This window comes from Leucobacter komagatae (genome assembly GCF_000834055.1).
In the GTDB taxonomy this organism is placed as follows: Bacteria; Actinomycetota; Actinomycetes; order Actinomycetales; family Microbacteriaceae; genus Leucobacter; species Leucobacter komagatae_A.
Window position 1 is genome coordinate 1 of the sequence record NZ_JXSQ01000046.1, and the last position, 12,465, is coordinate 12,465.

Consider the following 12,465-nt stretch of genomic DNA (forward strand, 5'->3'; position numbering starts at 1 on the left):
ATGGGCGTTGAGCCAACGAAGCCGATCGCCCGAACCCGCTCATCGTGCAGCAGCGCATCGACGGCTTCTTTGTCGCCGTTGACGACGTTGAACACCCCTGGCGGGAGTCCTGCTTCGAGCAGGAGTTCTGCGATGCGCAGCGGAACAGAGGGGTCACGCTCCGAGGGCTTCAAGATGAACGAGTTTCCTGCAGCGAGGGCAGGGCCAGCCTTCCACAACGGAATCATGGCAGGGAAGTTGAACGGGGTGATGCCAGCGACGACTCCGAGCGGCTGACGCATCGAATACACGTCGACGCCGGTGCCAACTCCCGTCGAGTATTCGCCCTTGAGTAGGTGCGGTCCACCAACTGCAAACTCGATGACCTCGACACCGCGCTGAATATCGCCAATCGCGTCAGGCACCGTCTTGCCGTGTTCGCGCGAGAGCAGCTCTGCGAGCTCCTGCGTATCGCGCGCAATGAGGTCGAGGAACTTGAGCAGCACCCGTGCACGGCGCTGCGGGTTGAGCGCGGCCCATTCGAGCTGAGCTTGCGCGGCATTGTCAATCGCTACGGTGACCTCTTCGGTGCTCGCAAGCGGCACCCGAGCTTGGACAAGGCCGACGCTCGGGTCGTAGACATCGCCGAACCTCCCCGAGGTGCCAGCGACGTGTTCACCGCCAATGAAGTGCGTAAGAACTCGTGTCTCACCGGGATCTTGTGGGTGTGCAGCGGCGGTCATATTGGCGCTCCTTCGGGCCTTGCGACGAAAACGGAAGAGGTGCTCTTGTGGAGCACCCTCCCCAGTACCTCCGAGCGTAAACGAACGATCGTTCAAATACAACAGGCCGCGTCGGAACGTCGCGCGAAAGCGCCTTGCGCACTCAGCCAGTTACTCCCGCAGGTCGATCGCTCCGACCATGTCGAGCGAGAGCTGCGCGTATCGCTCGGCGAGACCGTGTGGGGTGATGTCACCGTCGAGTCGGTACCAGGTCGCCACGGCGATCCCCATGTTGAGGATCGCGCGAGCTGCTTCGCGCGGATACGGCGTAGTGAACACGCCAAGCCGCGCGCCACGCTCAATCGTTGTGACGAACAGCGCCTCCTGCTCGTCGCGAAGCGCGATCACCCGATCCCGACCTTCGCCCTCGAGGCAGTGCACCTCTGAGGCCCCGACCCTGGCATCCTCCTGCCTGACGGTGTGAAACTCAACCCACGCTCGCACGAGTGCGGCCAGCTGCTCTCGCGGGCGATCGTCTGGGATCGCGGCCACGCTCGCTCGCGTACTCGCGAATACGTCCTCGATCGTCACCGTCATGACGGCCTGCAGCAACTCCTGTTTGCCCGAGAAGTGATGGTAGATCCCTGCGAGGCCGATGTCGGCCTCCGCAGCGATGTCGCGCATCGAGGCGCCGAAGTATCCGCGAGCGGCAAAGCACTTCAGCGCCGCGCGAATGACGGAGGCGCGCGTCTGCCCATTGCGGGGTCTCGGTCGCGGCGAACGTTTGGCCACGCCTGTATCTTCGGCGTTACTCACGCATTTACACTATCGCGGACGGTTCGTTCCGCCACCGGCCATCCCGCTGCCAGGGCAGCACAGGCTGCCCGTGCGCTCGATCAGCCCGGCAGCGGCTGGGCTCCGCGCCAGTCACGCAGCACTCTGCGGAGGATCTTCCCGGTCACCGTTTTTGGAAGTTCATCGATCACCTCAACCACCCTCGGGTACTTGTAGGCCGCCATATTCTGCCTCGCGAATTCAATGAGTTCAGCAGGATCCACTGAGGCTCCCGCCTTCACCGAGACGAACGCCTTGACGCTCTCCCCTCGGTACTCATCAGGCACGCCGATGACTGCCACCTCCCGCACCGCCGGATGTCGGTAGAGCACGTCCTCAACCTCACGGGGCCACACCTTGTAGCCCGAGACGTTGATCATGTCTTTCTTCCGATCTACGATGAACAGCCAGCCGTCCTCGTCGATGAATCCAACATCCCCGGTTCTCAGTTCTCCACCGGGAATCGATTCGGTGCTTGCCGCTGGGTTCTGCCAGTACCCGCGCACCACCTGCGGTCCGGCTACCGCAATTTCACCGACCTCGCCCGCCGGCAGCTCGGTGCCGTGATCGTCGAGGATCCTGGTGACCGTGCTGAATACGGGAATACCGACCGACAGCGCCCCGCTCCCCTCGTCAACTGGCGCCCGCTGGCCGCGCGGCACGCAGTGCGCTGGCGAATTGGTCTCTGTCAACCCGTAGGCGTTGTGCGGGTATTGCCCGGTCGATGCTTCAAAGGCTTCGGCAATCGCCGGCGCGACGGGGGCGCCACCGGTATACACGGCGCGAAACGAGGTCCAGTCGTCGGGGCCAGTCTCCGGCACCTGACTCAGCGCCATGAGCGCCGTAATGGCAGCCACCACGTACGTGGGCCGATGCTCCCTGATGAGGTCCATCACCACCCTGGGCTCGAAGCGGTGCGCAAGTAATAGCGGGCAACCAATGAGCAGGCCGGCCGACACGTGACCGATGATCCCCGTGATATGGAAGAGCGGGGCGATGCCCAGAATGCTGTCGGCCGGCGTGAGCGGCATCCAGTCCCGATACACCTGCGCGGTGAACGACATGTTGCGGTGACTGCTCATTGACCCTTTGGGTTGGCCCGTCGTGCCTGAGGTATAGACGAGCATCGCGGTCTCCTCAGGAGACGCGGTGACCGCTTTCGGGCTGCGCCCACGAAAGCTCTCGAGGACGTCGCGGAGATCAAGCACGGAATGATGCTCACCATCCGCGTAAACCGCGTCCCGCTTCGCCTGCGGCGGAAAGAGTCGCGCATCGCTGCGTGACTGGTCGTCGAGGGCCGAGCAGGTAATCACTGCGCGCACGCTCCCTCGCGAGCGCTCAATGACGCTTTTTGCAACCCTCGCGTACAGCTCGTCGAGGCACAGCAGCACTGTGGCAGCGCTATCTTCCAGCACGAACGAGAGCTCACGCTCCAGGTTCATTGGGTTCACGGCGACGCCAATGCCCCCTGCCTTCCATGCCGCGAGCATTCCGACGACGAACGCGGGGTTGTTCTGGAGGTAGAGCGCTAGGCGGTCGCCGGTCGCGAACCCGAGCTGCTGCAGCGCGATCGCGAGCGCATCAGATCGCTCGTCAAGCTCGCGAAAGCTCAGCTGCCCATCGAAGTAGCGGATCGCGGTGGCGTCTGGGCTGCGCTGCACTGTTGCGGCAAATGCCGCAGCTACCGAGTCAAACTCAGTGGCGATATCGTGCGGCAGGTAGTCCGGATAGCTCGCGTGCCACGGCCTAGCAACACTCGACATGTTCACACCTAGAGAATTGCTACCGGGTTCACTGGCGAGCCGGAGGCCTGGTGCACCTTCAGGGGTGCAGCCGTATACAGGAAGGCGTACTGGCCGGTCTCCGCGCAGCGCTCTGCGAGCGTCTCGAGGTTGCAGATCTCCGTGAGCGCTATGCCGAGATTTCGCATGAGCGCTCCGTGCAGCGGCAGCGTCACCCCCGAGTTGGGATCAAATGTGATCTCGTTCGCGATGGTGTCCGTCACCAGGTTCGGAATCTCCATCTCTTGGAACCACGTGGCGAGTTCCAGGCTGTATGTGAGCCCCGGCTCGCAGAAGTCCTCATAGAACGCGTCACCGAGTTCGTAGAAGCGCTGCAAGAAGTTGGTCCTGACGACGAGGATGTCGCGTTTCTCGAGCGTCACCCCCTGGTGCTCCGCGCATGCCATGAGGTCCTCGTGGGTGAAGGTCTCCGCTGGCTCGAGTGACTCTTTGTTGCGGAAGCGCGCCATGTCGAGGAGCACGCCGCGCCCAACGACCCCGCGCTCGGCAATGGGCTCGACGCTCGCCTTATCGAGACCACCGATAGTGGAGCGGGCGTCGAAGCCGTTCCAAAGCTTGCCGCCGTACCAGGCATGCCCGAGAGCGTCGTACTGAGTTGAGCCCTGCAGGTACGCGTCAATTTTGTCGTCAGCGTAGTGGCCTCCCCCCGGAAACTGCGGGGCATCAGCCGAGTCCCACGTTGACTCGTCGACGATCATTGTTTTCGTCGCGGGGGTGCGCCCTGGCCACACCGGGTCGCCATTGGGGTCGCCAATGACTCGCTGGAGCGTCACGACGGTTCCCGAGGTTATCGCGCCCACACCGCGAAGCACCTCTTCGCTCGTGAGGTAATTCAGGGAGCCGACTTCGTCGTCGGGCCCCCACTTACCCCAGTTTGACGGTGCGTCAAGCAAGAATTCTTCCATCGGAGGTGCAGCATCTTCGGTCGTCATTGACATCACTCTCCCTCGTCGTTGAGGTTTCCCCACCTGGCGAGTACGCCAACGGGGCCACGGTGCGAAGCACGCCACCACAAAGTAACACATGTAGCTCATCGCTGCCTCAGTGTCGACCGTGGCCCACGGCTTCGATGTGCGCCTCCGTGCCGCGGTCGGGGCCGCTCCGGGCATGCCACACGCCGCCACCAACGACCGAGACTGGAGCGCGGAGCTTTCTCGACTGCGCGCAGACTTCGCTTGCGTTTACCAGCTGCGGCGGATAGGAATGGAAGGGGGCGGTACTGGCGGCGAAGCAACTCAACCCCGAGGAGTGGCAATGTCGCCGAAACAGTTGCTGTGGAATCAGGCCGCGAACGCGCTCGCTGAGCGCCGCACACAGTGGCCTGCCGATGTGCCGAGAGAGTTTGTCGATCCAGAGCCCGCTGCCGGGCTCAACGACTACCTCCAACGCTGGGCACGCGAGAGACCGCACACCACCGCGATTCACTTCTACGGCCGCGATATCTCGTATGCGGAGCTCGAGGCGAGTGCCGGCGCCTTCGCCGGGTGGCTCCGCTCGCGCGGGATCCAGCCGGGAGACCGGGTGGGGGTCTACCTCGGCAACTGCCCACAATTGACGATCGCCATGCTTGGCATACTGCGAGTTGGCGCGGTCTATGTGCCCATCAACCCGATGTTCAAAGCGCGCGAGCTCGCCTATGAACTGGCGGATGCCGGGGTGCGGCTCCTACTCGCCCACCCTGAACTCGCGGAGGTTGTCGATGCAGCGCGCGAGCTCGCTTCGCCGGGCAATGAGGAGGGGGCGGACCGAACCGTTCACCCGGACTTAGCCGTCGCGTTCACCGCGCCCGCCGACCTGCTCACCGCTCCCCCGGTTCCCCCGGCGCCGTTTGTTTCCGCTGCGGGCGGCACGCTCTCCGATTGGAGCTCCATCATGGCGTCAGCACCGGTTGCGCCGGTCCGGTGTGACCGCTCCGCCCTCGCCGCGCTGAATTACACGGGCGGCACCACTGGAATGCCGAAGGGGTGTGAACATACCGAGGGGCACATGATCTACACCGCACTCAGCGCGCTGATGGGGCAGGGTCGGACCCCGGGAAGCCAGTTAGATGAGGTGGGGGGCGTACACGTCTCGCTCGGTTACTTGCCAATGTTCTGGATCGCGGGTGAAGACATGAGCATCCTTAACCCCCTCGTTGACGGCGCAACGGTGGTGATGATGAGTCGATGGGATCCGGCAACCGCGCTCGCGCTCATCGCCGACCAGCGGGTGAGCTGGGTTGCGGCGCAGGCCGACAACTACGTTGAGTTACTTGAACACCCTGCCTTCGCCGACACCGACACCAGCTCGTTGCGGGAGTGCGTTGCGATTTCCTTCGTGCGAAAGCTCGACGTCGAGCTGCGTGAAGCATGGCGGAGTGCGACGGGGGTTGTGCTGCATGAGGCTTCGTACGGAATGACCGAGACGCACACCGCCGACACGTTCACCCATGGCCTTGGGGAAGACGATGCGGATCTCCTCGCGGAGCCGACGTACTGTGGCTACCCGGTTCCAGGTACGGCGATCGTCGTGGTCGACGACGACCTTGTTCCCGTCGGAGTCGGCGAGCCAGGTCAGATTCTCGTGCGGTCTCCCTCGGTACTGCGTGGCTATTACCGGCAGCCAGAGGCGACACGCGACGCGATCATCGACGGCTGGCTCCTCACGGGGGATACCGGTCAGTTTGATGAGCACGGTGGGCTGTCCTATCTCGCCCGAACAAAAGAAATGATCAAGGTGAAGGGCATGAGCGTCTTCCCGTCCGAGGTGGAGTCCCTGATGAGGTCCCATCGGGATATCCTCCGGGTCGCTGTTGGTCCACGCGACGACGCGACGACGGGGCAACGCCCCGTCGCATTCATCGAGCTCGCTCCAGGGTCGACTGCGACAGCGGCAGAGCTTCGCCGCTGGGCTGAGCGGCAGATGGCCACCTACAAGGTGCCCGACGTCGTGCTCGTCGACAGCATGCCAATGACGGCGACCGGCAAGATCCGCAAGGTCGAGCTCTTGCAGGAATTTGTCACACCGTGACCACGCTGCTGGTCGCCAATCGGGGCGAAATTGCCATTCGGATTCTTCGGACAGCTCGCGACTTGGGCATCCGCACGGTCGCGGTGTTTCCACGCAACGACGCCGGTGCGATGCACGCGCGGCTTGCCGATGTCGCCGTCGAGCTCTCCGGTCTCGGGCCGCGCGCCTACCTCGACGGCGCTCAGCTCGTCGAGGCCGCCGCGGCGGCGGGCGCGGATCTCGTGCATCCTGGCTACGGGTTTCTTGCCGAATCGCCGGAATTCGCGCGGGCATGCGGCGCCGCAGGGCTCACCTTTCTCGGCCCCTCGCCCGAAGCGCTCAGCGCAGCCGGTTCAAAGACCGAGACACACGAGCTCGCCGCGTCGCTCGCGATTCCAGTGCCGGATTCGACCGGCGTGCTCAGCGAGGCCGGACCGGCAATCGCGCTGCTCGCCGCGCATCCAGCCGGGATTGTCCTCAAGGCGGTCGCCGGCGGCGGCGGCCGGGGCATCGCCGTCGTGCACGAGGCAGCGCAGATCCCCGGCGCGCTCGCCCGCTGCCGAGCGGAGGCGCAACACGGCTTTGGTGACGACCGGGTGTTCGCGCAGCAGCTGTTTCCCCTGGCGAGGCACATTGAGGTGCAGGGCATCGGTGGACCCGACGGTGTGCGGATCCTCGGTGACCGCGACTGCTCACTTCAACGACGCCGACAGAAAGTCGTCGAGATCGCGCCGGCGCCGGGGCTGACGCCCGGGCTGCGGCGGGACCTCCACGCGGCAGCGCAACGCCTGCTCGAGTCATTGGCGTACACCTCGCTGGCGACGGTCGAGTTTCTCGTGCGCGAAGGCGAGTGGGTGTTGCTTGAGATCAACCCACGCATTCAGGTTGAGCACACCGTCACCGAGGCGGTAACGGGCCTCGACCTCGTCGCCTGCCAGGTGGGGCTCGGCCTCGGACACTCACTGGCCGAACTCGGGATCGCCGATGACGCCTTGTCCGACGCTCACGCTCACCGGGAGAGCGCAATCCAGCTGCGGATCTCCGCTGAGACCATCGCGGAGGACGGCACACTCTCCCCCGCGAGCGGGACGATTGACACGCTCGACTTCCCGACCGGCCACGGTGTGCGGGTGGACACGTGGGTGCACTCCGGATCCCATATCGGCGCGCGCTACGACACGCTTCTCGCGAAGCTCATCGTCACCGGTCGCGATCTTCGCGCGTGCGCTTCTCGTGCTGAACGCGCTCTCGACGAGTTCAGATGCTCGGGAGTGGCAATGAATGCGGGGTTCCTGGCGGCTGTGCTTTCGCGAGCCCCGCTCGGAGCAGCACACACCGGGTGGATCGACGAGCAGCTTCGCGCGCTCCTCACCGACGCGAGCGACGTTTCACGGGAAACATTTCGCGAACAGGAGCCCTCCCCAGGGTCGAGCTCCGGCGCCCGCTCGAGCACAGAATCTCGAGAGAGGCCACTCGAAGGATCCTTCGCTCTCGCTTCGGGAGAGGTGACCGTTAACGCTCCCCTGAGCGGCACGGTGGTTTCGCTCGAGCAGGCCCCAGGAGAACTTGGCCTCATCGAGGCAATGAAGATGCATCACCCGATCCCCGCTCCCGCCCACACCGAGGCTCGCCCCCTCGTGACCGTTGGCACCACGGTGGCGCGTGGCGAGCCCGTGTTTGCGATCCGCCCGCTCGAGCACGCCGAGGAGACGGAGACACGCGCGCCTACCGCGGACGTCCACCCTGGCGTAGACGAGGTCATCAAGCGACACGAGCACACACGGGATGAGGCACGGGCCGCGTCCGTCGCGAAGATTCACGCTCGCAATCGCCGCACGGCGCGCGAGAACCTCGCAGACCTGCTGGTCCCCGGTTCATTCGTCGAGTACGGCCCCCTCGCTATCGCCGCTCAGACCGCTCGCCGGTCCGTCGCAGACCTCGTCGCGAACACGAGCGGCGACGGCATCATCGGAGGCGTGGGTTCCGTGCGGACGCCCGCCGGACCGCGGCGGGCCGTGGTGATGAGCTACGACTACATGGTCCTCGCAGGGACCCAGGGCGCGCGCAACCACGCGAAGACCGATCGACTCCTGTCGGTCGCCCGCTCAAAGCGCCTGCCCGTCGTACTATTCGCCGAGGGTGGGGGCGGCAGGCCCGGGGACACAGACGTGCCGCCTGGCGCGCACCTCAACGTGCTCACCTTCGCGTCGCTCGCGGCTCTCAAGGGTGTCGTGCCGATCGTTTCCATCGTCTCGGGTCGCTGCTTCGCTGGCAATGCCGCGCTTGCGGGCATCGGCGATGTCATCATCGCGACCGCGGAGGCAAATCTCGGTATGGGCGGCCCCGCGATGATCGAAGGAGGCGGGCTTGGCCGGTGGTCCCCCGAGGAAATCGGGCCGGCCAGCCTGCACGCCACAACTGGCGCGGTCGACGCCGTGGTCGCAGACGACGCTGCCGCCGTTGCCGCGGCGCAGCAGTTTCTCGGCCTTGTGTCGCGGGCACCGGGCTCTGCTGAGCCCGATATCCCCGCGACTGCGCCGCCGCAGGCGTTGGCCCGTGCAGCAGTGCCAGGCAATCGGCTGCGCGCATACGACATGCGGGCACTGATCGACACCGTTGTTGACGTCGGTTCCTTCTTCGAGCTGCGCCGTGAGTTCGCGCCGGGCGCCGTGACGGGCTTCGCTCGCGTTGCCGGTCGCGCAGTCGGAGTTATCGCCAACGACAACCATCACCTTGGCGGCGCCATTGACGTTGACGCCGCACGTTCCTTTATCGAGTTACTGGAGGTGGCGGACGCGCACGGGCTGCCCGTTGTGTCGTTTGTAGATACCCCCGGCTTCATTGTCGGCCCTGAGGCGGAGCAGGAACCAGGGGTGAAGGTCTTTGGGCGCCTGTTTACTGCCGGGGCGAAGCTCAGCGTGCCGATTGGTGCCGTAATCGTTCGCAAGGCCTATGGTCTTGGTGCGATGGCAATGGCAGCGGGCTCGCTCATTTCGAGCCAGTTCACCGTTGCGTGGCCGAGCGGTGAGCTTGGCCCTATGGGACTCGAGGGTGCCGTGCGGTTGGGGTTCGCAAAAGAACTCGCCGCCATCGAGGACGAGGCGCTGCGGGCGGCTCGATACGACGAACTCGTCGCGGCCGCCTACGAGCAAGGGAGGGCAATGACCGCCGCGGAATTGTTTGATGTGGATGACGTGATCGATCCCGCCGACACTCGGAGCTGGATTATGACCCTGTGAGCACCGCCAGGGCCCGCTTTCGAGCGGGCTGGCTAGGATCAGAGAAGGATTGTTCTGTGATTCACGGAGGGAGCGCAATGCCGAAGGTCAGCCCCGAGCACATGCAGGCCAGGCGCGACCAGATCGCGCGCGCCGCCATTGGCGAGTTCACCGCGCGGGGAATTCACTCCACGTCAATGGCGAACATCATTTCCGCTTCCGGTCTCTCCGCCGGTGCCATCTACACGCACTTCGCCGGAAAAGACGACATCATCGCTTACGTCTCGCAGGCCGCCATCGGCGGCGTGCTCGCCGGGATCCGGAAAGCGCTATCCGCCAGCCCGCTTCCGAGCGAAGGCGACGTGCTGCTGCTCATCGCGGAGGGGATTCGCGTCGCGGATGTCTCCCCCGGTCTCATCGTGCAGGTCTGGGGCGAGGCGGCCACAAACCCAAGCGTGCGGGAAACCGCCAACGATGTATATGCGGAGGCGCTGCATTTCTTGCGTGAATACTCCGCAACGTGGCTCGTGACCAACCGCGGGCTTGCACCAAGCGAAGCTGAGGCACAGGCTGCACCGCGGGCCAGGGTGCTACTCAGTGCCGTTTACGCTCATATTCTCAAGGCTGCGCTGATTTCTGACCACGATGGTGCGGTCCACGCCCAGGATTTTGCTGCGCTGCTTACTCAGCAGCCACCGTCCGTGGCCTAGGGCGCCCGCACCGCCCCAGCGCCTCACCAGAGGCCGCTGAGCGCCCTCTGACGGGCTCAGGGCGGCCGATGCCTCCCCCGGGGCACTCTCGCCACCCTGAGGGCTCCTAGCGGCCTCCTAGGTGATCCAGTCCGCTTGCCCGGGAAAAGGGGAGGTGGAGTCTGCGTTCCGCAAATATCCCGCATCACCAATAGGCACAAAAAAAACGCCCAGCCGTGAGGCTGGGCGTTCTTTCTGTGTTGTGGATCCTGGGAGAATCGAACTCCCGACATCCTGCTTGCAAAGCAGGCACTCTACCAACTGAGTTAAGGACCCGTCTTGGATAACACTACCGTTTGGAACGGAATTTGTGAAATCCAGTGGGGCTACCAGGACTTGAACCTGGGACCTCTTCATTATCAGTGAAGCGCTCTAACCACCTGAGCTATAGCCCCTTGACACAAGCAACAACATTACCGGTTCCGACGGGAAATGCGAAATCGAGTTGTCGCGTGTGGCTTAATTGCTCGAAAAACCGAGCTGGAACCCACCAAGAACCCGCACGAGCAGGTTGTAGACGAGTGACGCAATAGCGCCGAGTGCCGTGCCGACGATCGTGTTGAGCACGCCAACAACGACCGCAACAAAAGCTACCTGCGGGAACCCAATGAAGTTCATCAGGCTGTTCTCTTCACCGACGATGTCCATAAAGAGAGCATCGATTCGGCCGAACACGCCGGTCGTCTGCAGCACGACGTACACGAGGATCGCCGTGACAATCCCCACGATTGCCAAGCACATCGATACCAGGAAGGAGAACTTCACGGCCGACCAGAAGTCCACGTACACCAGCTTGAGGCGGACCTGCTTCGCTGGAGCTTTCTTTCGCGTCTTCTTGGCAAGCCTGTCTGCGACTGTGTTACTCATTCACGTCTTCCTTGTCTACGGAGCTCTCCGCGTCGGACTCCTCCGAGTCCCCATCGTCGATACCGCGTTCGGCGTTTCGGGCGATCCCAATAATACGATCCCCTTCTGGGAAGCGAGCGAACACCACTCCCATGGTGTTTCGACCCTTCGCCGGCACCTCTGCGACACCGGATCGAACAACCTTACCGCTCGCAAGCACAACGAGAACCTCATCGCTCTCATCAACGATGAAGCCACCAGCAAGATCCCCGCGGCCTTCGTCGAGCTTAGCGACCTTAATTCCGTAGCCACCGCGCTGCTGGACACGGTATTCGCTTACCGCTGTTCGCTTTGCGTACCCGCCCTCGGTCACTACGAATACGTAGCCCTCGTCGTCGCTCAGTCGCGAAGCTGCAAGCAGGGCATCCCCATCACGGAAGTTCATACCACGTACGCCGCTCGTGGAACGACCCATCGGTCGAAGAGCCTGATCAGATGCAGTAAATCGGATCGACATTCCCTGACGAGAAATAAGCAGGACATCGTCCTCAGCGCCCGCAATGAGCGCTTGGACGAGCTCGTCACCGTCACGCAGCTTGATCGCGATGATGCCGCCGGTACGGTTCGTATCGTACTCAGTGAGCGGCGTCTTCTTCACGAGGCCGTCACGCGTCGCCAGCAACAGGTAGCTCGCGTCGTCATACTGGCGAAGATCCAAGATTTGGGTAACCTGCTCGTCGGGAGCAAGCGCCAACAGGTTCGCGAGGTGCTGTCCCTTTGCGTCGCGACCGCCCTCGGCAACCTCGTACGCCTTCGCGCGGTACACACGTCCCGTGTTCGTGAAGAACAGCAGCCAGTGGTGCGTCGTGGTGACGAAGAAGTGCTCGACGATGTCGTCAGCACGCAGCTGCGCGCCGCGAACACCCTTGCCGCCGCGGTGCTGCGAGCGATAGTTATCGATGCGCGTACGCTTCACGTACCCGCCTCGGGTCACGGTGATGACCATTTCCTCTTCAGGAATCAGGTCTTCCATCGACATGTCACCGTCGTAGCCGTGCATGATCGTTGTGCGGCGATCATCGCCGTACCTGCTGACAACCTCGTCGAGTTCCTCGACGATGATGCCCCGCTGAAGCTCGGGCGAAGCGAGGATTGCCTCGTACTCCTTGATCTGGGCTTCAAGCTTTGCAGCGAGATCGAGAATCTTCTGGCGCTCGAGCGCGGCGAGACGCCGCAGCTGCATAGCGAGGATCGCATCTGCCTGGATTTGGTCGACGTCCAACAGCGTCATGAGGCCCTCGCGAGCGTCATCTACCGTGGCAGAACG

The 12,465-nt window shown here is 63.8% G+C and carries 9 protein-coding genes and 2 tRNA genes; 3 read left to right on the forward strand and 8 right to left on the reverse strand.

Annotated elements, in window-relative coordinates; all coding sequences use genetic code 11:
• The 4 genes from SD72_RS16120 to SD72_RS16135 all read right to left on the reverse strand — a co-directional run.
• Positions 1-722 (reverse strand): aldehyde dehydrogenase family protein (locus SD72_RS16120; protein WP_042545499.1); only part of this gene is annotated, 722 nt, incomplete at its 3' end.
• Between the two features lie 150 nt (positions 723-872).
• The gene (locus tag SD72_RS16125) at positions 873-1,517 is read right to left on the reverse strand and encodes a TetR/AcrR family transcriptional regulator (RefSeq protein WP_198142014.1); all 645 of its coding nucleotides are present in this window, start codon (positions 1,515-1,517) and stop codon (positions 873-875) included.
• An 80-nt stretch (positions 1,518-1,597) separates the two neighbouring features.
• A complete protein-coding gene (locus tag SD72_RS16130) occupies positions 1,598-3,298 on the reverse strand; it encodes a class I adenylate-forming enzyme family protein (protein WP_042545501.1) in 1,701 nt (566 codons plus the stop codon).
• 8 nt (positions 3,299-3,306) lie between these two features.
• A complete protein-coding gene (locus SD72_RS16135) occupies positions 3,307-4,269 on the reverse strand; it encodes a cyclase family protein (RefSeq protein WP_042545495.1) in 963 nt (320 codons plus the stop codon).
• A 322-nt stretch (positions 4,270-4,591) separates the two neighbouring features.
• Here SD72_RS16135 and SD72_RS16140 point away from each other — a divergent pair, with 322 nt between their 5' ends.
• From SD72_RS16140 to SD72_RS17175, 3 genes are read left to right on the forward strand one after another with little or no spacing between them, the layout of a single operon-like run.
• Complete coding sequence (locus SD72_RS16140) at positions 4,592-6,346, forward strand: AMP-binding protein (RefSeq protein ID WP_042545496.1); 1,755 nt, start codon at positions 4,592-4,594, stop codon at positions 6,344-6,346.
• The gene (locus SD72_RS16145; protein ID WP_042545497.1) at positions 6,343-9,564 is read left to right on the forward strand and encodes an acetyl-CoA carboxylase family protein; all 3,222 of its coding nucleotides are present in this window, start codon (positions 6,343-6,345) and stop codon (positions 9,562-9,564) included. Before SD72_RS16140 ends, SD72_RS16145 begins: the two co-directional genes overlap by 4 nt.
• A 56-nt stretch (positions 9,565-9,620) precedes the next feature.
• Positions 9,621-10,253, forward strand: a complete 633-nt coding sequence (locus SD72_RS17175) for a TetR/AcrR family transcriptional regulator (protein ID WP_157000647.1) — start codon at positions 9,621-9,623, stop codon at positions 10,251-10,253.
• A gap of 242 nt (positions 10,254-10,495) precedes the next feature.
• Here the strand turns inward: SD72_RS17175 and SD72_RS16155 are convergent.
• The 4 genes from SD72_RS16155 to SD72_RS16170 form a co-directional block, all read right to left on the reverse strand.
• Positions 10,496-10,568 (reverse strand) — tRNA-Ala (locus SD72_RS16155).
• A gap of 45 nt (positions 10,569-10,613) precedes the next feature.
• Positions 10,614-10,687: transfer RNA gene (locus tag SD72_RS16160), tRNA-Ile, on the reverse strand.
• A gap of 64 nt (positions 10,688-10,751) precedes the next feature.
• Complete coding sequence (locus SD72_RS16165) at positions 10,752-11,159, reverse strand: DUF3566 domain-containing protein (RefSeq protein ID WP_042545498.1); 408 nt, start codon at positions 11,157-11,159, stop codon at positions 10,752-10,754.
• The coding region (locus tag SD72_RS16170) for a DNA gyrase C-terminal beta-propeller domain-containing protein (RefSeq protein ID WP_042545503.1) at positions 11,152-12,465 on the reverse strand (1,314 nt) is incomplete at its 5' end. The genes SD72_RS16165 and SD72_RS16170, both read right to left, overlap by 8 nt.

What these genes read in the sequence shown, in the direction of transcription:
- SD72_RS16130 (WP_042545501.1), bottom strand. Translation starts at nt 3,298, where the DNA reads ATGTCGAGTGTTGCTAGGCCGTGGCACGCGAGCTATCCGGACTACCTG.
- SD72_RS16135 (WP_042545495.1), bottom strand. Translation starts at nt 4,269, where the DNA reads ATGACGACCGAAGATGCTGCACCTCCGATGGAAGAATTCTTGCTTGAC.
- SD72_RS16140 (WP_042545496.1), top strand. Translation starts at nt 4,592, where the DNA reads ATGTCGCCGAAACAGTTGCTGTGGAATCAGGCCGCGAACGCGCTCGCT.
- SD72_RS16165 (WP_042545498.1), bottom strand. Translation starts at nt 11,159, where the DNA reads ATGAGTAACACAGTCGCAGACAGGCTTGCCAAGAAGACGCGAAAGAAA.